Source organism: Klebsiella sp. CN_Kp100, assembly GCF_040065315.1.
In the GTDB taxonomy this organism is placed as follows: domain Bacteria; phylum Pseudomonadota; class Gammaproteobacteria; order Enterobacterales; family Enterobacteriaceae; genus Klebsiella; species Klebsiella oxytoca.
Genome location: NZ_JBEAIJ010000046.1, coordinates 26,989 through 47,743, shown reverse-complemented (window position 1 = coordinate 47,743; position 20,755 = coordinate 26,989). Strand labels below are relative to the sequence as shown.

Sequence of the window (20,755 nt, the reverse complement as noted above, 5' to 3'; positions counted from 1 at the left end):
AGGAAACGAACGTTACAGATAGCGGCACAGATAAGAGGTCGGCTCAGCCACCTGCAGATTAAACTCGCTATTCCCCGGAACGTTGAATACTTCCCCGGCGGCATAGACTTTCCACTCGGTTTCTCCCGGCAGAAGAACGTTCAGCGCGCCGCTGACTACGGTCATCTCTTCCGGCTGCGCGGTCCCGAAGGTGTATTCCCCTTCCGCCATAACGCCCACGCTCGCACGACCGGTGCTGCTGCTGGTGAAGCCAATGGATTTTACTTTTCCGTCAAAGTATTCATTGCTTTGAAGCATAAACTCGCCCTTATGATCTTGTGTTGAAGGCACAATATAGGGGGCGCTCCTTGCCCCTGTCACGTAAAATTAACGTGTTACAACAGGTTAAACTAATAGTTCTGCCGCCAGCCGTGAAATCAGTATATTTGACAATAAAACCGGAATATCCAGCGCTTTTTGTAATATATCGCGATGCTGCTGGTGGTAACAAAGACAATCCAGCATTAATACGTCAGCGCCTTGTTCAATTAACTCCCTGCCCGCGGCCAGCAGCTGTTCTTTACTACCGTTAACCGGACTGCAGATAGCATAAAAAGGAGTATGCGTTAACACCTGCCATTTATCCCGCTGCAGCGGCAGCATCTCTTCCACCGGAACAATTACTCCCACCTGATGGCCGTCAACAATCGACGCGACCAGCGGCGGAATGATCCTTTGCGGCTCGAGCAGGATTGCATTATTTGCTTTAAATCCGCTAAAAGGATGGGTACTCATCAGTAAAATAAGGTCGTAATTTTGTTTATCGAGCATCGCAATGACGCTATGTAAATCACGTTCAACTTTCTGCCGCGAGACTTGCGCGATTTGATTATCATTGAGCAAGGTTAACAGCGCTTCATCGCCGGGTCCCACGCAGTAATCGCGCATAACCTCTTCGCGCGCCATTTTGCCTAACAGGCTAATGTGATTGATCTGTTCTTCCCTGATATGTTCAGTTAAAAGCGGCAACATCTCCGCCACCGGTACCACCCCAATGGTCAAAATTGCCATCGATGCACTACTCATATCATTTACCTTTGTCACAACCGCTGTTTCAAAACAGGCTTCTATTTACGACTTCTGCCCCCTGGTGACCAAAATCAACCGTCGTGAAGCGTAGCAGGTTACGGCTAATATGGAATGTAAAGATTCCAGAAGCGCTTAAAACGCTCCTGAAAATCCGTATCTTAGTTAATCATTAGTACTGTTAATTAATTAAAAATGTGATATATGCCCGGTTACGACTTTTTCAGAGCGAATCCCGGACATTTATTGGGGAATTATGACTTATCAGGATCTTCGTAACGCCGTTTAGCGTCCAGCGCTTCCTGTTCTGTAGGGTGCTCACTGATAAGCGAGTCAGGCGTCGGATGGTCAGCGCGCAGTTCGTACCAGGTCACCGTTTGCCCCTCGGGGCCTTTCTCAACGGCGACAACGCGCGCTTCCCTTGGATATGGAGGTCTGGTCGGCATAGCATTTCCTTTTTTTACCTTAAGAGATTTAAAGTATAGGCGCTGCCGATCCGTTTACCCCAGGTAAAGTCTTAACTGGTATAGGTCTCACCGCAGACGGTCGTCATAATCTGTTCAACGACTTCATCCGGCGGGACGGTCGCGTTGATAATATGATGCGCGGCGGCCCGATACAGCGCTTCCCTCTGTGCCAGCACCTCCCCCACTTCATCGCGGATCGGCTTTCCGGTCAGCGTAGGGCGCTGTTCCGCCTTCGGATAGGCTTCAAGACGACCAATCAGGGCAGAAACCGTGGCCTCAAGATAGATCACGACGCCATTTTCCCGCATAAACTGACGATTGTATTCGCTGAGAATAATGCCGCCGCCGGTAGCGATGATCGTTGCGGGTTGAGCGACGCGTTCCAGCGCCTGCGTTTCCAGAGCGCGAAAGCGTTCCCAGCCTTCCTGCTGAACGATAGTCGCCACGCTGCGTTGTTCATGCTCCTGAAGCTCATGATCCGTATCGGCGAACTGGAAACCGCGAGCTTCCGCCAGCGCATGACCGATCGTCGTTTTACCGCAGCCGCGAGGCCCGACAAGAAAAATTAGCTGTGTCATTACCGAAGACCCCTTGGTTCCGCGTTTTGCGGATAAATGAAAGCGAAAAGAGAAACAATGGTACCGCAAACTTACCCGACGATAACCGTAAAATAAACGTTACACACCATCTGCAAACCCTTTCACCTTAGTAATAGAAAGGACTTTAAATGTAAACTTATCATTGCACGTGGTGTTATGCCAGCTTTACTTTTGTACAAAAGTTATTTTTTGTTCGCAGTCTGGCGTAAACAGTAACACATTTCTGCACAGCTTTACGCAGCCACATATTTACAACATCCGTGCTTCGGAGCGAATCTGAGGCTAATCAATCAGTATGACAGAGGTATGTAGTATGCAATCTGAAGAGCAACGCCTTATCGATGGACTGTTTTCCCGGTTAAAAGAGGCCGAGAGCCGCAGCGCATCGCGCGATTCCAGCGCCGAGGAGCGGATTGCCGGGCACATTAAAGAACAACCGTTCGCCCCTTACTATATGGCGCAAACGATTCTGATTCAGGAAGCGGCAATCAAGCAGCTCAACGAGCGGATCCAGGCGCTGGAAAGTCAGGTCAGCCAGCTGCAGGCCGCGAAGCCGAGCAGCGGTGGCTTTCTCTCTGGTCTGTTTGGCGGCGGTCAGTCTCGCGGTTCCGATCCCATTCCTGGGGCCGAGCAGTATGGTCGCCCTCAGGCCAGCGTCCAGCCTCAGTATGCTCCGCAGACGCAACAGCAGAGCTATGCGCCTCAGGGCGCCCGCAGCGGCGGCGGTTTTATGGCCGGTGCGCTGCAAACGGCGGCGGGCGTTGCGGGCGGGGTGGTGCTGGGAAACATGCTCACCAATATGTTTAGCGGCTCGCATCCGCAGGAGATCGTTAATATCATCGAAGAGAAACCGCAGCCGGATCTCAGCCAGGCGCAGGACAATAGCGTCGCTGACGATACCTTCCGCCAGGATGACAGTCAGTTCCTTGCCGACAACAACGACTATGATGCCGACTTCGACGCCGGTTTTGGCAACGATGATTTCGGCAGCGACGACGACAGCTGGGTTTAACCCTGCTGGCGCTTGACGTCCAGCAGCCATTTCTCCAGCGCGGCGGCAAACTGCTGTCGATCGCGCTGGGATAAGCTATCCGGGCCGCCGGTCTGCACGCCGCTGGCCCGCATCGTTTCCATAAAATCGCGCATCGTGAGGCGTTCGCGTATCGTCGCCTCACTGTAGCGTTCGCCGCGCGGGTTCAGCGCCGCCCCACCCTTCGCCAGCACTTCCGCCGCCAGCGGGATATCGGCGGTAATCACCAGATCCCCCGGTTCACATAAACGTACGATTTCGTTATCCGCCACGTCAAAACCCTGCGCCACGCGCAGCGTGCGAATAAAGCGCGACGGCGGGACGCGCAGCGGCTGGTTAGCGACCAGCGTCAGCGAGATTTGCGTACGCTCGGCGGCGCGGAACAAAATATCTTTAATGACGTTCGGACACGCGTCCGCATCAACCCAAATAGCCATTGCGGCTCCTGTCGATGAAAAAGAGATAACGTATTGTCGCCTGCTTTGGCCTTCCGCGAAAGCAACAAGATGATAAGCTATGTCGCTAACGATAAAACAAACAAGGGGATTGGTGATGGAGAAGAAAATCGGCTTTATCGGCTGCGGCAACATGGGCAAGGCCATTCTCGGCGGCCTGATCGCCAGCGGACAGGTTCAGCCGGGACAAATCTGGGTCTACACCCCGTCGCCGGATAAAGTGGCGGCCCTGCACGACCAGTACGGCATAAATGCGGCGCAAAGCGCGCAGGAAGTGGCTCAGGTAGCGGATATTATCTTTGGCGCCGTTAAGCCGGGCGTGATGGTGAAAGTTCTCAGCGACGTTGCCTCCAGCCTGAATAAAGACTCTCTGGTGGTTTCCATTGCCGCTGGCGTCACCCTCGACCAGCTGGCGCGCGCTCTGGGCCACGATCGTAAAATAGTCCGCGCGATGCCCAATACGCCTTCGCTGGTTAATGCGGGCATGACGTCGGTTACGCCAAACGCGCTGGTTAGCGCCGAAGAGACCGCGGATATCCTGACCATCTTCCGTTGCTTTGGCCAGGCGGAAATTATTGCTGAGCCGATGATCCACCCGGTGGTAGGCGTCAGCGGCTCCGCGCCGGCTTACGTCTTTATGTTTATCGAAGCAATGGCTGATGCCGCCGTACTCGGCGGAATGCCGCGCGCTCAGGCATATAAATTCGCAGCCCAGGCGGTGATGGGCTCGGCCAAAATGGTGCTCGAAAGCGGGGAACATCCGGGCGCGCTGAAGGATATGGTGTGCTCGCCGGGCGGCACGACGATCGAGGCCGTGCGCGTGCTGGAAGAGAAGGGTTTCCGTTCCGCCGTTATCGAAGCCATGGCGAAATGCATGGAAAAATCAGAGCAGCTGAGCCGTTCCTGATATCCACATCGGACAGCGGGTGGGGTATCCCTCACCCGCTCATTTTCTACACCTGTTTTTTCAGGCACGCGCTCATAAATTTGCTGCGATCGTCACCTTTCAGCGACTGCTGGGTCGCCTGACCGTTGCACTCGCGCATTTTTAGCTGCTGAGGCGTTAACCCCTTACCGTTCTGGGCCGCGCCCTCTTTCTTCAGGCAGCTGCTCATAAACGTTTTACGCTCATCCCCTTTTAGCGACTTCGCTGATGCTTCTTTATTGCAGACGCTCATCTTTTGCTGCTGGGGGGTCAACTCTTTTTCCGCGGCACTCACCGCTGTCATAAATACCAGGCCAAAAAGTAGGGTCACAAGTAATGTTATTTTCATCGCACCATCCTCTATGAGTGGAACACTGTAAGTCTGGTCGCTGATGGAGAAAAAACCAGCCGGTAACGAAAATTCATCACCGGCGTCCGGTTATTTCAGATTAAGTGCGGCTTTCATGGTGTAAAACAGGTCGGTCTGATCGGTTAAGCCCACCACGTTAGCCGCATGCGGGCCATAGGCGGCGATACGCAGCTGAGTACCGGTATGCTCCATCGACTCTTCTTCAGAGTTGCCGTAGCTCATCACCATCACCGAGCCATCTTTGGTGTTCAGCGCCTGCGTCAGGCCCGGCGCTTTGGTATCGGCGGGGATAATCTGGCTGGCGTGAGCGTGGTCGGCGGTGACGATAACCAGGGTGTTGCCCTCTTTTTTGGCAAATTCCAGCGCCTTCTGTACCGCTTCATCCAGATCGACGGTCTCGCCAATCTGGCCGCACGGATTCGCCGCATGATCCTGTTTATCGATGGAAGCGCCTTCCACCTGCAGGAAGAAGCCTTTCTCATTGCTGCTCAGCAGATCGATGGCTTTTTCAGTCATCTGCGCCAGCGTCGGCACCGATGCATCGCGTTTCGGGTTCGGAGTACAGGTTACTGCCGCCTTATCGATATTGCCGTGATAAGACGCCTTTGGGCCTTCCCAACGCACCGGCATATTGCCTTCCGCGAAGAGACCGAGCAGCGGTTTATCCTGATTTGCCTGGCTAATGGCGGCCAATGAGCTGGCATCGGTAACGATCTGGTAGCCGCGGGCCACCGCCTGCTCGTGCAGCGTTTTGCCCTGCCATTCGCCGGCCGTCGCGCTTTCAGCGAAGGTTTTCGCTCCGCCGCCCAGCGTCACATCGGGACGCGCGTTCAGCAGTTGTTCGGTAATGGAACCTTTCCCGCCCTTTTCCAGCGCATTGCTGGCACATTTTTCGCTGGTCACGCTCGGGCCGTAGCATTTACGCGAAGTGACGTGCGCCACCAGCGCAGCCGGCGTCGCGTCCTGCAGTTCCGCCGTTGAGACGTTACCGGTGGCTAAACCCGCCGCTTTCGCCAGCTCAAGGATAGTCTGATGATCTTTTTCATGGATATCGACGCCCAGCGCGCCGTTATAGCTTTTTACGCCGGTGGTCCATGCGGTAGCGGAAGCGGCGGAGTCGGTCACATAATTCGGCTTGCCGGTTTTCTTATCCAGCGAATAGTGGGTGTACTGGCCAGTCAGCGGCAGCGCGTCAATCCCTTTAAAAAATCCGCCCGCCCCTTCTGCATAATTTCGCGCGGCGGTAATTTCAGAATCCCCCATCCCGTCGCCAATCAGCAAAATAATATTTTTAGCCGGTTTATTGATTAACGAAGCGCGCAGCGCCTCGGTCCGATCGCCGCTTAAACGACGCGCGCCGCCCGGCGTGGTGATATCGCCCTGGGCGGCGCGATTTTCCAGAACCGGTGCGGTTGTTGTTTCTGCGTGAATAATCGGGGAGCCCAGCAGAGGTAGCAGGGCAATAAACAGGGCGCTTAATTTCACTTTTATCGTCTCCATGTAAAAAATACTTTAAAAAACAAAACGAGGGAGACTGTATAAAAGCGATGTGACAGTAAAATGACAGCATCCATACCTTGTCACGAAACTAACTACGAGGATGCCGTAACAGCTTTTTTATATATTGCTGCAGTAGCTGGGTATCGCGGTCATCGACCAGCGGGCCGGGGCTGGCCTCGTCGATCGCCTGCTCGATATCGCTGATGAGCGCCTGCTGGGCGTCCTGCGCCATATGGCGCAACAGAGCAGTGACCACCACTTCCAGCGCCTCGACCTGGGCCGTCAGTTCCTTCGATTCTTCTTCCTTTTGGGCGAGTTTTACCAGTAGCTCAGCAATGAGATTCTTCACAGCGCTTTATCCTTATGCGAGGTCCGTAGTCTGCTATTTATGTCATACATTAGCCGTCGGTTGCCACAATTATTTTTTTAAAATGAATCGGCTCACCCATGAATAACAAGCGAAACGTTTTGCTCTTTACACCCCGCCATCCAGGAAATGACTCAATGACGGATTAATAAGCGACATAACCAAATTTAACAAATAAGAATAAAATGGAATATCGCTATTCTATCGATAACTATAACGTATCGCCATAATATATCTGGTAGGCCAGATTAACGCTGTCCGGCGCGTCTTTTCCGGCCAGACGTGCAATAAGTATTTCGCTCGCAGTTTTACCGATTTCATAACGTGGGGTAATGACGCTGGCGATTTTTTGCAGCCGGGCGCGGCCAATTTCCAGCCCGTGAAAACCGGCAATCGCCATCTCCTGCGGGACGGTTTTTCCCTGAGCCTGGCACTCCAGCAGCACGCCTACCGCCAGATCGTCGTTGGTACAAAAGATTGCATCGATATCCGGCCGCACCTGCTGCATTTGCAGAAACATCTGCCGGCCAAGCGCAACCGAGGAGATGGTGCGCGGCGCCATATGATAGGGCTTCAAACCGTGGGCCGCCAGCGCCAGTTCGGTTCCGTGAAAGCGGCTTAAATCGCGGGGATCGTCCATTGAACCAAAAAAGGCGATCGCCCGTTTACCGCTCTCAAGAAAGGCGTTCGTCATGTCCCACGCCGCCTTTTCGTTATCGAAACCTACCTGGATATCCAGTTGCTGACCGCCAAAATCCATCAGTTCAGCAACAGGAATACCGCTGGCGCGGACGTATTGCACCATGCGATCGCTATGCTGTTTTCCGGTCAAAATCAGCCCGTCAATGTTATAAGAGAGCAGGTTAAGCACCTCGCGCTCTTCACGCTGCGGATCGTATTCGTAGTTGGCAATCAGGGTCTGGTACTGGTGAGCGGAAGTGACGGATTCGATTCCGGCCAGCACATCGGCAAAAATCTGATTGCGAAAAGAGGGAATGAGCACGCCAATCGTTTTGCTGCGGGCATTAAGCAGGATTTCCGGCGCCCGATTAGGAATATAGTTGTTCTCTTCCATGACCTTCGAAATCAGCTCACGGCTGCGCTGGGAAACCTGACCGGGGTCGCGTAAATAACGACTGACCGTCATTTTATTCAACCCCGCCAGGTTGGCGATATCCTGCAATGTCATCCGGTTGTTTTTCATCAGGTTCTCTACGACAAACGACTTATGTCCTTGCAGAGAACCTTACCACAGCAGCGGCGGTTTATGTTAACCGGCGACCTTTTTTGCCGTCACCGAGGAGGTGGCGGGTTGTGGGTTAGCGCGCACGTTGTACATCAGCACGACGGAGGACAACAGCGCGATAGCCATAAAGGTATAGGATACCCCCGGTCCGCCGGTAATACCGTTCAGATACCCCACCAGCCACGCGCCGAGGAAAGCGCCGAGCGCGCCGAAGCTGTTGATCAGGCCCATCGATACCCCGGAGACGTTACGCGGCAACAGTTCAGGAATGAGCGCGAAGAACGGGCCATAGGGCGCGTACATGCACGCCGCGGCAATCACCAGCAGCAGGTAAGAGAGCCAGAACGCCTGGTTGCCCACCATCCACGAACCAAAGAAAGCGATAGCGGCAATCAGTAATAATGGCCAAATAAACAGCTTTCGATTCTGAAACTTATCCGACAGCCAGGAAACCGTCAGCATCAGGATGATTGCCGCCAGGTACGGCACCGCCGCCAGCCAGCCCACCGCCACGATATCCATCTGCGCGGCGTTTTTCAGAATTGACGGCATCCACATCATGAAGCCGTACACGCCGATGCTCCACAGCGCATGGACCGCGCAGAGCATAATGACATTGCGCGAGCGCAGCGCTTCACCGTAGTTGCGCACTGGCTTGATATGACTCTGCTCGCTGTCCATCACCTTCTGCAGGGTCTCTTTTTCCTGCTCATTCAGCCAGGAAACCTCGGACGGTTTATCGCGCACCAGAATCCACCAGCATACCGCCCACAGCACCGCCGGAATGCCTTCGATAATAAACATCTCGCGCCAGCCCCACGCCTGAATGAGGTAGCCCGAAACGATCGACATCCACAGCACCGTCACCGGATTTCCGAGGATCAGGAAAGTATTGGCGCGTGAACGTTCGGTTTTGGTAAACCAGTTACTGATATAAATCAGCATTGCCGGCATCACCGCCGCCTCGACCACCCCCAGCGTAAAGCGAATCGCCATCAGCATCGGAATATTGCTGACGAACCCGGTCGCCGCCGCGCAAAATCCCCATAAAATAAGACTGAAGAAAATCATTTTTCGCACGCTGCGTTTTACCGCATATATCGCACCGGGCACCTGGAAAAAGAAATAGCCGAGAAAAAATAGTGCGCCAATAAGCGATGCCGTTCCTTTCGTAATCCCTAAATCACTTTCAATTCCCGCCGCAGCGGCAAAACCATAATTTGCGCGGTCAAGGTAGGCCAGACTATAGGTAATAAATATAATCGGCATTAAATACCACCAGCGACGCACGGGTAATTTCGCGAGCATTTGCATAAGCCATCCTCAGGTGTTGAATACCATCACACGGGTTTAATAATCCGTCCTTCAGGCAGTGCGTGCGCGCATGCGGTTCGAAGGACGTGAAGTGATTCAGACGGCGGCAAGCATCCCGCCATCCACGAATAACAAATGACCGTTAACAAAGTTTGCCGCTGAAGAAGCCAGATACACCGCGGCGCCAATCAGTTCTTCCGGTTTGCCCCAGCGTGCCGCCGGGGTGCGCTGATACAGCCAGGCGGAAAACGCCTCATCGTTGACCAGGGCGGTGGTCATCTCGGTGGCAAAATATCCCGGTGCGATACCGTTAACCTGAATATTGTATTCCGCCAGCTCAACGCACATGCCGCGGGTCAGCATTTTAACTGCCCCTTTCGAGGCCGCATAAGGCGTAATGGTTTTACGCCCCAGCTCGCTCTGCATTGAGCAAATATTAATTATCTTCCCGGCGCGGCGGCCGATCATATATTTCGCCACCTGCTGCGAAACCAGGAAAACGCCCTTCTGGTTGACCTCAATAACGTTATCCCACTCCTCCTCCGGAAACTCGGTAAAAGGGAAACGTCGTTGAATCCCGGCGTTATTAATTAAAATATCAATGGCGCCGACCTCCGCTTCGATGCGGGCTATCGCCTGCTCGACCTGCGTCGCCTGAGTGACATCAAATGCGTACCCTACCGCGCGGAAGCCCTGCGCCACCAGCGCCTGCGCCGCCTGGTCCGCACGAGCCTGAGTCCGATCGTTGATGATGATTTCTGCCCCATACTCCGCAAGGCCGCCGGCCAGCAAATTGCCTATCCCCTGAGCAGACCCGGTGATCAGCGCGCGCTTCCCTGTCAAATCGAATAAATTTCGCATAAAACCTCTTTTTAAGATAACTGTTACGCGTAACTGTATACGCGTAACAGTTAATAATAGAAGAGGATGAGAGGGGAAAATGATCGTTTTGTGATCGGTGATACATTTGAAGCTGAAGGCGGTCGGCGACCGGCATTGACGCTGTGATGTCAATACCGGCGAAGGAGAACAGAAGGGATTAAGCCGTTGTACGACGGCTGCGACGCAGCATGATGGCCAGCTGCCAGATATTGATCAGGACAATAACCGCCGTCGCGATAAACACCCAGCGGAAGCCGGCCATGGCCGAGACCGATGCGCCGATTAACGGACCGGCCACGTTGCCAAGATACATAAACGACTGGTTATAACCAAAAATCCGCCCGGTCACGCTGTCGCTGCAGTATTTCAGCAGAAGCGTTTGCACCGCCGGCAGCATTGCCCCATCGGCAAAACCGAGCAGAAAACGCAGCACACCAAGCTGGAATGGGGTTGTGACGAACGACATGGCAAAGAACATCACCACCGCGCAGCATAGCGTCGCCAGCAGGATCCGCGAGGTGCCGATCCTGTCGCCCAGTTTCCCCAGACGGGGAGCCGAAATCAGCGCCGACACGCCCGGTACGGCGGCGATCATGCCGGCAAGAAAGGCGATGTTATTGCTATCCGGCGCCATCGACTTAATAAAGAGCGCCAGAATCGGGCCAATTGAACCATTGCACAGTTGGATCACCAGGGTGGTGAAAAACAGGCTGATTACCAGACCCGGATAAGGCAGCGAGGCAAACACCGCCTTACCGCTCAGCCGCTCCGCCTTACTCATCTGCGGGCGGACGCCCTCTTTGATCAGAAACAGCGTCACCAGGAAACTCACGGTCAGTAAAACAGCAGTGATGATAAAGACCGCGCGCAAACCGACATGGTCAGCCAGGAAACCGCCGAGCAGCGGCCCACCGATCACGCCGCTGATTTGCGCCGTTGAAAGCGTACTCAGCGCCCAGCCGCTACGCTCGCGCGGAACCTGAGACGCCACCAGCGCCATAGCGTTAGGAATATAGCCGGAGGTCAGCCCCATCACCGCACGCAGGATAAACAGTTGCCAGACGTTGGTGGCAAAGGCCTGGAGTAAAATGGCGATGGCCATCCCCAGCGAGGCGCGCAGCAGCATTAGCTTGCGCCCTTTGCGGTCGGCCAGGCTGCCCCACATAGGCGAGACGATCGCTGACACCAGAAAGGTGACGCTGAAGGTCAGCCCAGACCACATGGATAACGCTTCGTGCGAGGTTACGCCGAGTTGAGAAACGTACAGCGGCAAAAAGGGGAGAATTTGGCTGATAGCCAGTCCGGTAAAAAAACAGCCAAACCAGACGGAGATAAGATTAACCTTCCAGGATTCCATAACTACGCGTATTCATTAATTTTTTGGCAATTATTACCTAGCTTAGCAATTTCCCCGATCCGCCGTACTACCAGAGATGCGCCAGAGGTGAGTTTAGTGTTTTATGACACCATATAGCCCTGTTGTGAATGATTTCGTGGTGAAAATCGTGGTGTACAGTGAGTTATGCTTAGAAACAGAAACCCTGGCCGCGCATCCCGAAGTGAAAATGGTTGGCATGGGCCGCGTTATAGTCCGGCCCTAAAGCGTTGCCGTAATAGCGGCAACCGCCGGCCAGTAACGCCTGCAGCCAGGGGTGATACTGCGCATCGGGCCACCCTTTCAGCACGCTGACGCGTCGGCCATCGGACAGACGAAAGCCGCTGACATCCAGCGCCTCCGCGGTAGCATGCTCACTACGCCGCGCGTTCTGGCGATGGTAAATATTACGGCAGGCATAGCTGCCAAAATGGTCAATCTGGCGGAGCTCTTGCCCCAGCATCCGGCGAGTCAACGGTTTCGCCTGCTGTTGCAGATATAGCGCGCTGCTCAACGCCAGCGGACAACTGGCAAGAAAGCTGCTGCTGAGCTTCACCGTGCCAAAATCACGCACCCGAACCACATTCTGCAGAGGACACGCTCCTCCGCTATCGGCCACCGGCTGGCTGGAAATGAGCTTCCGCCGGTTGGCCTCCTCAAGCAGGCCAGCGCACTCGGCGGGCGTTAATCGCCGCAGTTTATAGTGGCTGAGGAGTCCCGGGGGGTCTTCCAGGCGCAGCGGCGCGAATGGATTGTACTGTGCGGGAAGATAACGATAGCCGTAATATCCGGCCGCCAGCAGCGCCAACAGAACGATAAGACCTTTTCCTTTCACGCGCCGCCTCCCAATGCTTTACCCGGTGAATATTATGGCAGCCAGGGGGCTCTTTCACATGCTATGTTATGCCCTTTGATGTAATCATGATGGAAGTTGAAATGGCTAAGATGAGGGTTGGGATCGTTTTCGGCGGTAAGTCGGCAGAACATGAAGTGTCGCTTCAGTCAGCGAAAAATATCGTGGAAGCGATCGATAAAACGCGCTTCGACGTAGTTTTGCTGGGGATTGATAAGCAGGGGCAATGGCATATTAACGACGCCAGTAACTATCTGCTCAATCCGCAGGATCCTGCCCATATTGCCCTGCGCCCGTCCGATATTACGCTGGCGCAGATTCCCGGACGCGAGGCGCAGCAGCTGATTAACGCCGATAGCGGCCAGCCGCTGGCGGCCATCGACGTCATCTTCCCGATCGTTCACGGCACTCTTGGCGAAGATGGTTCTCTGCAGGGTATGCTGCGGATGGCTAACCTGCCCTTCGTCGGCTCCGACGTCCTCGGCTCCGCCGCCTGCATGGACAAAGACGTGACCAAGCGTCTGCTGCGCGATGCCGGGCTGTCGATTGCCCCTTTTATTACCCTGACCCGCGCTAACAGGAATCAGGTAAGCTTTGCCGAGGTGCAGGCGAAGCTGGGCCTGCCGCTGTTCGTCAAACCGGCGAACCAGGGCTCCTCGGTGGGCGTCAGCAAGGTCAACAGCGAAGAGCAGTATCAGCAGGCCGTCGCCCTGGCCTTCGAATTTGACCATAAAGTGGTGGTTGAACAGGGGATTAAAGGGCGTGAGATCGAGTGCGCGGTGCTCGGCAACGATAATCCGCAGGCCAGTACCTGCGGCGAAATCGTTCTTAATAGCGAATTCTACGCCTATGACACCAAGTACATTGACGATCAAGGGGCGAAGGTGGTGGTTCCGGCGGCCATCGACAGCGATGTAAACGATAAAATTCGCGATATCGCCGTTCGCGCCTACCAGACCCTCGGCTGCAGCGGCATGGCGCGCGTCGATGTGTTCCTGACCGCTGATAACGACGTGGTGATTAACGAAATCAACACCCTGCCGGGCTTCACCAACATCAGCATGTATCCGAAGCTGTGGCAGGCCAGCGGCCTGGATTACACCAGCCTGATTAGCCGCCTGATTGAACTGGCGCTGGAGCGTCACGCCGCCGATCGGGCGCTGAAAACATCGATGAATTAATCAAGGTATCGCCCGGTGGCGGCTGGTGCCTTACCGGGCCGGTAGCCCGGACAGATGCGCAGCATCGCCTCCGGGAAACCACATCCAACACGGCTTCAGGTTATCTCCCCGGGGGCGGCGCAAGCGCCTGCCCGGGCTACGGGTTCACCACCTCCGCTTTACGCTTCCTCTGGCGGACGGCGGCGAATAATAAAACCGGCGATCCAGAAGCTAATCACCCACGTCACCAGCCCAACAGCATATGAACGCCAGCCTTCGGTTTCATACCCCAGCAGCCCGACTACGCCATTCATAATAAAAATTAACCCCAGGGCAACCGCATAGTAGTGCCAGTCGCGGCGGATTTTTTCAGTGAGTTTCATAACCACTCCGACAACAAAAAAAGCATCTTCGCATAGCCATCACCGCCGGTCTGCAGCCGCGTGGAGAATTGTCGCACATTGCGATAGCGGTCTAAATTTCACAAATTTGTAGCAAACTCACAAGCCGATGAAATCAGGAATATTCCTGGGCGGAAATTACCAGCAATCTGATACTGGAATCCCCCCGGGGTTGCCAGAATGTCTCGTATGTAGCCGGAGTAAAAATCGGCAAGAAAGCGAAGTCCGGAGGTCAATATGGCTGAGTTCACCTTTGCAAAGACCGTCAACGGCGGCAAAAAGAGGAGCGCTATTACCAGCAGCAACATCGCCTATGCTCTGTTTGTGCTGTTTTGCTTCTGGGCCGGCGCGCAAATGCTGAGCATGCTAATCCACGCGCCGGGCGTTCTTGAGCACTTGATTCAGATGCAGGACAGTAGCCGCCCCCGGGTCGAAATTGGCCTGCTGGTCGGCACCCTGTTTGGCCTGATTCCCTTCGTGGCGGCCAGCCTGTTAATTGGCATATCAGGGCTGATTTTTCGCTGGCGCAGCCGCCGTTAGCGGCGCGCCATACAGCTGGCCCGTCGGTCGTCAACGCGTTTGGCAAACCAGGCGGTGGTCAGATTACGGGTGATTTTGGGGCTCTCAAGCTGTATACCCGGCAGGACTTCCCGCGGAAGCGTTTTACCGGCTTTCTTATCGGCGATGCGAAATACCTGTTTATAAAGATCGCTCTCTTCAAACGCCAGCGTGTCGCCTTTCTTTAACTGACGATGGATCTCGTCGTCGCTCATCGCCAGCTGGGAGGATAAGCGGCGCACCGCCAGTTCGGTGGTTCCCGCCTCGTCGCTGTCGTAGCGAATTAAGTCGCCATCCAGCGCCAGCTTCACGCCCGTTGCTTTAGAGACGGCATTCTGGAAGGCGGCATTGCGGCTGGCGTACCATCCGGCGTTAAAATCAGCAAAACGGTACAGCGGTACGCTGTAGTTCGCCGGATAGTTCAGCAGATGATAGGTGCCAAACCACAGACCGCCGCGCAGGCTGAACACCTCCTGGCGCACGGTACCGTCGATTTTCCACGGATAGCCGTCGGTGTGCTGCTCGGCGAAAGCAATGCTGACCTGCATCGGGCCGCCGGTATGTACCGGGTTCAACGAGCCGAACAGCTTCTGTCCCATCGGCACCATGCCGATAAAATCATCGAAAATCGCGCTCAGCTGCTTTTCGGTTTTCACGCTATCCAGACGTTCGCTATAGCTTTTGCCGTTGGGTGATTTGATTTTCAGCGCGGTATGTACCAGAAAAACCGGGATGTGCATTTTTTCCGCCCGGCGGTCTATCTCCTGCCAGGCGATTTTATTCAGCCCCGGCACCGCCGGGTCAGATTGATAGTTGGATTCCTGCTGCGCCACCGCCAGCACCGAACAGACGTTCTCTTCCGTCGGCGCCAGCTTCTGACTGGCAAAGGTTTTGGCGATGGCCTGCGCCCAGGCTTCGCGATCCTTCACGCTGGCGGGCATTTTCTGCCGCACTACCGCGGCGACATCAATCGCCTTTTCGCCCTTTTTCAGCTCCGGCTCCGGTTTGCTGGAGCAGGCGCTGAGGACAATCCCTGCCAGTAGCGTCAGGGTGAGAGAAGTGATTCTGGATTGCGCTACCGGCATGGTTCATCCTTGCGTTGATTAACTTAATGTTTGCGTCACGGTCTGCAGCTCTTTGCCATCCAGCTCGCGCTCGAAGCTGCGCAGACGTTTGTAGATAGACATCAGCTCAACCAGTGTAGTCCATGAGCTGATCAGGTACTGGAACGAACCGCGAACCTGGCCAAAGACGTTGGTTATCTGAGTCATCAGGCCCAGCGTAATCGTACCGGCAACAATCGACGGAAACAGCAGGAACAAACCGAAAACGTTATCCACCTGCAGATAAAGAATACGGGCGATATTGAAATACATATAGTGGAAATAGAGGCGGAAATAGTTGCGGCGCACGGCGCCAAAGAGTTCACGCACCGTCGGCGGCGTCGCGCGGTTAGCGTCATCTTCGCCGTAAACCAGCTCTTTACGATAGGCGGCCTCAACGCGCTGGTTTTTGAACTCCAGGCCGGGCAGCTTGATCCCAACGACCGCCAGCAGGCCGGTACCCATTAACGACCAGACGATGGCGGCAATCACCAGGCCGTAAGGCAGATGACCGACAATCGGTAAATCCGGGACGTGCGCGGAGAGCGTTACCAGCACCGGCAGGAAGGCGATAAGGGTCATCACCGCGTTAAGGAAGCTGACGCCCATGCTCTCCAGCGTGGAAGCAAAGCGCATGGTATCTTCCTGCACGCGCTGCGCGGCGCCTTCGATATGGCGCAAATGCTGCCAGTGCGCCATATAGTGTTCGTTCATCGCGGTACGCCAGCGGAAGACGTAGTGGCTGACGAAGAAGTTGTTCATCACGCCGATCACCACCGCGATTAGCGCAATGCCGAGGAAGATGCCAATTTCATGATAGAACTGGTTAATGCTGACCTTGTGCGGCGTTGCCAGCGCGGCCTGGATGAGATCGTAGAACGGAGCATACCAGGCGTTAATGGCCACCCCAACCTCGACCAGAAACCAGGTAACGAAAATAATCAGCGAGGTACCGAGGATCGACCAGTACTGCCAGCGGTGCGGGCTGTAAATAAACCAGAAAAGGGCGAAAACGCCCACGCAGAATACGTAGAAGGCGTAGAACACCAGGTAGTTGAGGGACCAGAAGCGCGCCGCGCTAATCGCCACATCCTGCGATGCGCCGGTGACCCGCAGCAGCCAGTCGCCGCCGCCCGCCTGCCAAAAGATCACCGCCAGCAGCGACCAGATAAAGGCAGAAATAAAAAACGGCCCCGGTTTGGGGAAAAAGGATTTAAACATCTTGCTCTCCTGCTAACTTCTTTTTCGTTTTGCTGTGCTGTGTACCACAAAAGCGCCCGCCGCAAAGCCGTCGCAGCGAAGCAAAGTGGGCGGATGATGAGACCGGATATCAGCAGCTTAGTTCGCCTGCCATCCGCTAAGAATTGTTTCTGTCGGTTTCACCTGTAAAGGATTGCCGGGAACGGTCAGTGAACGCCACACATCGTTGTAGTGGGCGATCAGCGTGACGGCCGGCGCCGCTGGACGGTTGGCGGTAGTGTGGGCATCTTCCGCGACGGTAATCGCGTAGCCCCGGCTGGCGCCGTTTTTGATGGTGGTATCCACGCAGTAGTCGGTGGCGCAGCCGCAAATCACAAACTGCGTGATGTGATGTTCGCGCAGCACCTCTTCCAGACGGGTACGGTAAAAGGCGTCGCAGGCGGTCTTAGTCACGTACAGCGAGCCTGCGGGTTGGATCAGCTCGGGGAGCAAAGAAAAACCTTCGCTCCCCTCTTCGAGGCCGCCCGCTTCGCAGTGCTGAATGAAAATTACGGTGTCCGCAGCGTTAATCAGGCGGTTAATTTGCGCCGCGCAGCGCTCGCGCTCAACTCGCGGCGTCGCGAAAACGCCGTTTTGCATATCCACTACCATCACTACCCGTTTCGCCGCCATCTTCTCTTGCCCCCCCTCTTTAGCCAAAACGATCATCATACGCGCCCGCAGGTGAATGCCGCTATCCGAAAGCAAAAAAAGGATTTTTTACGCCAGGTTACGTTTTTCCGCACAGAATCGTGCTATTAGCGCTTTGCACGGCGGCGCTTCGTAGTATAAATACGCTCTATCTTTTTTCTTCATCATGATGGATGCTCCCGTTGAAACGTAGTCTGCTCATTTTTGCTGCGCTGTGCGCGGCGTCGTTGACATCGGTCCAGGCCGCACAGCCGAGCGTCGACCCGGAATTCGCCGCTGATGTGGTCGATCGTTACGCTAACCATATCTACTACGGCAGCGGCGCAGTCGGTATGGCGCTGGTGGTTATCGACGGAAACCAGCGCGTATTCCGCAGCTTCGGCGAGACGCGCCCGGGCAATAATGAGCACCCGCAGCTCGATTCGGTGATCCGCATTGCCTCTATCAGCAAATTGATGACCAGCGAAATGCTGGTCAAACTTCTCGATCAGGGCGTGGTTAAGCTCAACGATCCGCTAAGCAAATATGCTCCGCCGGGTGCGCGGGTGCCGACTTACCAGGGGGCGCCTATCACGCTGGTGAATCTGGCGACCCATACCAGCGCCCTGCCGCGCGAGCAGCCCGGCGGCGCGGCGCACCGGCCGGTATTTGTCTGGCCAACTCGCCAGCAGCGCTGGAACTGGTTATCCACCGCAACGCTGAAAACCGCTCCCGGCACCCAGGCCGCCTACTCCAATCTGGCATTCGATTTACTCGCCGATGCGCTCTCTACCGCTGCGGGCAAGCCTTATCCGCAGCTGTTTGAAGAGCAGATCACCCGTCCGCTGGGGATGAAAGACACCACCTTTACGCCTTCGCCGGATCAGTGCCGGCGCCTGATGATTCCCGAGAAAGGAGCCAGCCCGTGCAACAATACGCTGGCGGCTATCGGCAGCGGCGGCGTCTATTCCACGCCGGGCGATATGATGCGCTGGATGCAGCAGTTCCTCTCTTCCGATTTCTTCGCCCGTGGGCAGCAGGCGGACCGGATGCAAACGCTGATTTATCAACGCAGCCAGCTGACGAAGGTGATCGGTATGGACGTGCCGGGTAAAGCCGATGCGCTGGGCCTCGGCTGGGTCTACATGAAGCCGAAAAACGGCCAGCCGGGCATTATTCAGAAGACCGGCGGCGGCGGCGGCTTTATTACCTACATGGCGATGAACCCGCAGGCCAACGTCGGCGCCTTCGTGGTGGTCACCCGTTCTTCATTGACGCGTTTCAACAACATGAGCGACGGGATCAACGAGCTGGTCAGTGAATTAAGCGGCGTCCGCACCGGGATTGAGACCGCCAGCCAGTAACCTGTGGGGATGTTTTGCCGACGATTGATAAGGATCGTTTTGGCGAAACATCCCGCCGCCAATTGAGGTAAACTCACTTTTTTCATTTCACAAAATCAGGCAAACCATGACAGATTTAATCACTCGCCCACGCCGCCTGCGCAAGTCCGCTTCGCTACGTGCCATGTTTGAAGAGACAACACTGAGTTTGAACGACCTGGTGTTGCCGATCTTTGTTGAAGAAGAAATCGATGATTACACGGCCATTGAAGCCATGCCCGGCGTGATGCGTATTCCGGAAAAACACCTGGCGCGCGAAATCGAGCGCATTGCCAACGCCGGCATCCGTTCGGTGATGACCTTCGGCATTTCCCATCACACCGATGCCGTTGGCAGCGATACCTGGAACGAAAACGGCCTGGTGGCGCGCATGTCCCGCATCTGTAAAGAGGCGGTGCCGGAGATGATCGTCATGTCCGACACCTGTTTCTGCGAATACACCTCCCACGGCCACTGCGGCGTGCTGTGCGATCACGGCGTGGATAACGACAAAACTCTTGAGAATCTCGGCAAGCAGGCGGTGGTCGCCGCTGCCGCAGGCGCGGATTTTATCGCGCCTTCCGCCGCGATGGATGGCCAGGTGCAGGCTATTCGCCAGGCGCTGGACGCCGCCGGATTTACCGATACGGCGATTATGTCCTACTCCACCAAATTCGCTTCATCGTTCTATGGCCCGTTCCGCGAAGCCGCAGGTACCGCGCTGAAAGGCGATCGTAAAACCTATCAGATGAGCCCGATGAACCGCCGCGAAGCGATTCGTGAATCGCTGCTGGACGAAGCCCAGGGCGCCGACTGCCTGATGGTCAAACCGGCGGGTCCCTATCTTGATATCCTGCGCGATCTGCGCGAGCGCACCAACCTGCCGATCGGCGCGTACCAGGTGAGCGGTGAATACGCGATGATTAAGTTCGCCGCCCAGGCTGGCGCTATCGATGAAGAGAAAGTGGTGCTGGAAAGTCTCGGCGCAATCAAGCGCGCCGGCGCAGATCTGATCTTCAGCTATTTCGCCCTCGATCTGGCCGAAAAGAAAATCCTGCGTTAATTCGGCTATTACTGCCTCCCCAGTGGCGGCTGTACGACCGGGCTACAGGCTCACAGCTATCTGTGGGTTGGTAGCCCGGACAGGCGCAGCGCGCCGCCTCCGGGAAGTCATTTTAATAACGCTCGCCGCACAATAATTCCTTCACTTCCCCACCCCAATCAACAGGATACAAACTACGGCTTACATCGCGATGAAAGGTTGAATAGGGCCAATCCCGTACCTGCCTTACCCACCCGTGCTTAATCGGATTGATATAAATATAATCAACATGGCTTCGGTAATCCTTCTGGTTGCGAATGGCGTGTTCCCAATATCTCGGTTGCCACACGTTATGCGCGCCTGTTAAACCTGAAAAATGCTTTTTAATTGCTCTCCAGCGCGATGGAAAATCGCTGTCGTTGTCAGGTAAGGTCCAGATGCAATGAAGGTGTTCGGGGAGCACCACCCAGGCATCAATATGAAAAGGTTTCTGTTTGTGGACTATTGCCACCGCCTGTCGTAACGCATCAATATGCTGAACCAGAAATCGACTCTCTCTGTCGCGTAAATTGACGGTGAAAAACCAGCTCCCACCCTTGAGGTAATAACGACGATAATCGACCATCGGATGCTCCCTGCTGAAGATATTTGCCTGTTCCCCAGGTTAAAAGAGGGGGAGACCGAAAGGCAAGAAACCGGAGATCAATCTGGAAAAGCGCTCGCAACTTTTCACCTGTGGCCTTCCCGGAGGCGGCGCTGCGCGCCTGTCCGGGCTACCCGCTCCCGCCAATC

Annotated in this window: 24 protein-coding genes; 6 read left to right on the top strand and 18 right to left on the bottom strand. The window is 55.2% G+C overall.

Translation table 11 applies throughout. From position 1 onward, the window contains the following. Positions 1-12 precede the first annotated feature (12 nt). From ppnP to aroL, 4 genes are all read right to left on the bottom strand, one after another. On the bottom strand, positions 13-297 hold the full coding sequence (gene ppnP, locus ABLV12_RS21170) for a pyrimidine/purine nucleoside phosphorylase (protein ID WP_004099395.1): 285 nt from the start codon (positions 295-297) through the stop codon (positions 13-15). A gap of 87 nt (positions 298-384) precedes the next feature. Next, entirely contained in the window at positions 385-1,065 is a 681-nt protein-coding gene (locus ABLV12_RS21165; protein WP_187416190.1) for an AroM family protein, read from the bottom strand. Between the two features lie 254 nt (positions 1,066-1,319). Then, positions 1,320-1,511 (bottom strand): protein YaiA, encoded by a 192-nt coding sequence (gene yaiA, locus ABLV12_RS21160; RefSeq protein ID WP_004099393.1) that lies wholly within the window; start codon positions 1,509-1,511, stop codon positions 1,320-1,322. A gap of 71 nt (positions 1,512-1,582) precedes the next feature. Then, positions 1,583-2,110, bottom strand: a complete 528-nt coding sequence (gene aroL, locus ABLV12_RS21155) for a shikimate kinase AroL (protein ID WP_004099392.1) — start codon at positions 2,108-2,110, stop codon at positions 1,583-1,585. Positions 2,111-2,444: 334 nt separating this feature from the next. Between aroL and ABLV12_RS21150 the strand changes: the two genes are divergently transcribed. Further along, positions 2,445-3,143 carry a DUF2076 domain-containing protein gene (locus ABLV12_RS21150; protein WP_004099391.1) on the top strand — a complete coding sequence of 233 codons (699 nt, stop codon included), beginning with the start codon at positions 2,445-2,447 and terminating at the stop codon, positions 3,141-3,143. On the opposite strand, the gene ABLV12_RS21145 is transcribed toward ABLV12_RS21150, so the two are convergent. After that, positions 3,140-3,598: a YaiI/YqxD family protein gene (locus ABLV12_RS21145; protein WP_004099390.1), complete on the bottom strand. Its 459-nt coding sequence runs from the start codon at positions 3,596-3,598 to the stop codon at positions 3,140-3,142. The genes ABLV12_RS21150 and ABLV12_RS21145 overlap by 4 nt on opposite strands. A 115-nt stretch (positions 3,599-3,713) precedes the next feature. On the opposite strand from ABLV12_RS21145, the gene proC reads away from it, so the two are divergent. After that, the gene (proC, locus tag ABLV12_RS21140; protein WP_004099389.1) at positions 3,714-4,523 is read left to right on the top strand and encodes a pyrroline-5-carboxylate reductase; all 810 of its coding nucleotides are present in this window, start codon (positions 3,714-3,716) and stop codon (positions 4,521-4,523) included. Between the two features lie 46 nt (positions 4,524-4,569). On the opposite strand, the gene psiF is transcribed toward proC, so the two are convergent. The 8 genes from psiF to ABLV12_RS21100 all read right to left on the bottom strand — a co-directional run bounded on the left by psiF (position 4,570) and on the right by ABLV12_RS21100 (position 12,430). Further along, positions 4,570-4,890 carry a phosphate starvation-inducible protein PsiF gene (psiF, locus tag ABLV12_RS21135; RefSeq protein WP_023329349.1) on the bottom strand — a complete coding sequence of 107 codons (321 nt, stop codon included), beginning with the start codon at positions 4,888-4,890 and terminating at the stop codon, positions 4,570-4,572. Between the two features lie 90 nt (positions 4,891-4,980). Then, a complete protein-coding gene (phoA, locus tag ABLV12_RS21130) occupies positions 4,981-6,411 on the bottom strand; it encodes an alkaline phosphatase (RefSeq protein WP_024273826.1) in 1,431 nt (476 codons plus the stop codon). A gap of 88 nt (positions 6,412-6,499) precedes the next feature. Further along, positions 6,500-6,760 carry an anti-adapter protein IraP gene (iraP, locus tag ABLV12_RS21125; RefSeq protein ID WP_004099385.1) on the bottom strand — a complete coding sequence of 87 codons (261 nt, stop codon included), beginning with the start codon at positions 6,758-6,760 and terminating at the stop codon, positions 6,500-6,502. Between the two features lie 229 nt (positions 6,761-6,989). Continuing rightward, positions 6,990-7,982, bottom strand: coding sequence for a substrate-binding domain-containing protein (locus ABLV12_RS21120; RefSeq protein ID WP_004099384.1), 993 nt, complete (start codon positions 7,980-7,982; stop codon positions 6,990-6,992). Positions 7,983-8,048: 66 nt separating this feature from the next. Then, on the bottom strand, positions 8,049-9,338 hold the full coding sequence (locus ABLV12_RS21115) for an MFS transporter (RefSeq protein ID WP_004110963.1): 1,290 nt from the start codon (positions 9,336-9,338) through the stop codon (positions 8,049-8,051). Between the two features lie 96 nt (positions 9,339-9,434). Further along, positions 9,435-10,199, bottom strand: coding sequence for a gluconate 5-dehydrogenase (gene idnO, locus ABLV12_RS21110; RefSeq protein ID WP_004099382.1), 765 nt, complete (start codon positions 10,197-10,199; stop codon positions 9,435-9,437). Positions 10,200-10,377: 178 nt separating this feature from the next. Continuing rightward, complete coding sequence (locus ABLV12_RS21105) at positions 10,378-11,577, bottom strand: multidrug efflux MFS transporter (protein WP_004099381.1); 1,200 nt, start codon at positions 11,575-11,577, stop codon at positions 10,378-10,380. 169 nt (positions 11,578-11,746) lie between these two features. Beyond that, positions 11,747-12,430: an extensin family protein gene (locus ABLV12_RS21100; protein WP_004099380.1), complete on the bottom strand. Its 684-nt coding sequence runs from the start codon at positions 12,428-12,430 to the stop codon at positions 11,747-11,749. Between the two features lie 101 nt (positions 12,431-12,531). Here ABLV12_RS21100 and ddlA point away from each other — a divergent pair, with 101 nt between their 5' ends. Then, on the top strand, positions 12,532-13,629 hold the full coding sequence (ddlA, locus tag ABLV12_RS21095; protein WP_049128219.1) for a D-alanine--D-alanine ligase: 1,098 nt from the start codon (positions 12,532-12,534) through the stop codon (positions 13,627-13,629). 158 nt (positions 13,630-13,787) lie between these two features. On the opposite strand, the gene ABLV12_RS21090 is transcribed toward ddlA, so the two are convergent. After that, positions 13,788-13,991, bottom strand: coding sequence for a DUF2754 family protein (locus tag ABLV12_RS21090; protein ID WP_004099377.1), 204 nt, complete (start codon positions 13,989-13,991; stop codon positions 13,788-13,790). Between the two features lie 255 nt (positions 13,992-14,246). Here ABLV12_RS21090 and ABLV12_RS21085 point away from each other — a divergent pair, with 255 nt between their 5' ends. Then, on the top strand, positions 14,247-14,549 hold the full coding sequence (locus ABLV12_RS21085) for a DUF2755 family protein (RefSeq protein ID WP_004099375.1): 303 nt from the start codon (positions 14,247-14,249) through the stop codon (positions 14,547-14,549). On the opposite strand, the gene ABLV12_RS21080 is transcribed toward ABLV12_RS21085, so the two are convergent. The 3 genes from ABLV12_RS21080 to ABLV12_RS21070 form a co-directional block, all read right to left on the bottom strand. Then, positions 14,546-15,652 (bottom strand): DUF1615 domain-containing protein, encoded by a 1,107-nt coding sequence (locus ABLV12_RS21080; RefSeq protein ID WP_004099373.1) that lies wholly within the window; start codon positions 15,650-15,652, stop codon positions 14,546-14,548. The two genes, ABLV12_RS21085 and ABLV12_RS21080, sit on opposite strands and share 4 nt — an antisense overlap. Before the next feature lie 18 nt (positions 15,653-15,670). Next, complete coding sequence (sbmA, locus tag ABLV12_RS21075) at positions 15,671-16,891, bottom strand: peptide antibiotic transporter SbmA (RefSeq protein WP_032727867.1); 1,221 nt, start codon at positions 16,889-16,891, stop codon at positions 15,671-15,673. Positions 16,892-17,008: 117 nt separating this feature from the next. Continuing rightward, complete coding sequence (locus tag ABLV12_RS21070; RefSeq protein WP_187416180.1) at positions 17,009-17,521, bottom strand: isochorismatase family protein; 513 nt, start codon at positions 17,519-17,521, stop codon at positions 17,009-17,011. Positions 17,522-17,742: 221 nt separating this feature from the next. Between ABLV12_RS21070 and ampH the strand changes: the two genes are divergently transcribed. Then, positions 17,743-18,903, top strand: coding sequence for a D-alanyl-D-alanine-carboxypeptidase/endopeptidase AmpH (gene ampH, locus ABLV12_RS21065; RefSeq protein WP_016808633.1), 1,161 nt, complete (start codon positions 17,743-17,745; stop codon positions 18,901-18,903). Positions 18,904-19,009: 106 nt separating this feature from the next. Next, the gene (gene hemB, locus ABLV12_RS21060) at positions 19,010-19,984 is read left to right on the top strand and encodes a porphobilinogen synthase (RefSeq protein WP_004099358.1); all 975 of its coding nucleotides are present in this window, start codon (positions 19,010-19,012) and stop codon (positions 19,982-19,984) included. Between the two features lie 112 nt (positions 19,985-20,096). On the opposite strand, the gene ABLV12_RS21055 is transcribed toward hemB, so the two are convergent. Further along, entirely contained in the window at positions 20,097-20,588 is a 492-nt protein-coding gene (locus ABLV12_RS21055) for a transposase (RefSeq protein ID WP_004099357.1), read from the bottom strand. Between the last annotated feature and the right edge of the window lie 167 nt (positions 20,589-20,755).